We start from the raw sequence: 668 nt of genomic DNA on the forward strand, positions 1-668 counted from the left end.
AACAACCTTACTATACTAGGTACGAAAAAGCAACTTTTTTTGTGTTTAAATACAGAAATGCCAATGGATTAAGATGTCTTTCGCTCGCCGGGAATAGTTACCTATAGTATCAAGACAAGAAGAAACTCGTTTCACTCGTTTCAAAAAAGCCAAAAATTCTCATCGTTAAATACTTTTAAATGCACTATTAATAAATAAATGATAAAGTGAAAATGTAACATCATCCCCACACATCATTAAATCTTTTAATATGAAAAAGTACTTTTACCCTCCATAGCCACTTAATTGTTGAGTGGCTATTTTTAATGCTTTATTAACAATAAAATTGAAAGAAGAGCAAGGACTCCCCCTTACTGAACTAATCTCCTAATTCAGTAATTAAAGTTATTATTGCTCTTAATAAGTTAATTAAGCTTACCAGGATTTTTGATTTCTCCTTGTAAGTCAAAAAGCTCTTAGCATTTACTTGCTAAGAGCTTTTTTATTAATCACTATTCAAAATATAGTCAATTAAATCTACATAAAGATCACTATTTTTATAACCTTCCAAAATATCAATAACTTGTCTATTCGGAATTTCAGGAACATTTCTTATACTACACAAAAACTCTTCAAATTCTTTTTTAGTTACTCTATTTTTATTCATTGTTAATTTAAACAAATAATCA

The 668-nt window shown here is 28.0% G+C and carries 1 pseudogene; it reads right to left on the reverse strand.

Annotated features, from left to right (window positions below):
* Positions 1-484: 484 nt before the first annotated feature.
* Positions 485-668, reverse strand: a pseudogene (locus tag ACFSTA_RS18695) (hypothetical protein); the annotation flags it as partial.

The organism is Ornithinibacillus salinisoli, from assembly GCF_042684965.1.
Classification (GTDB): Bacteria; Bacillota; Bacilli; order Bacillales; family Amphibacillaceae; genus Ornithinibacillus; species Ornithinibacillus salinisoli.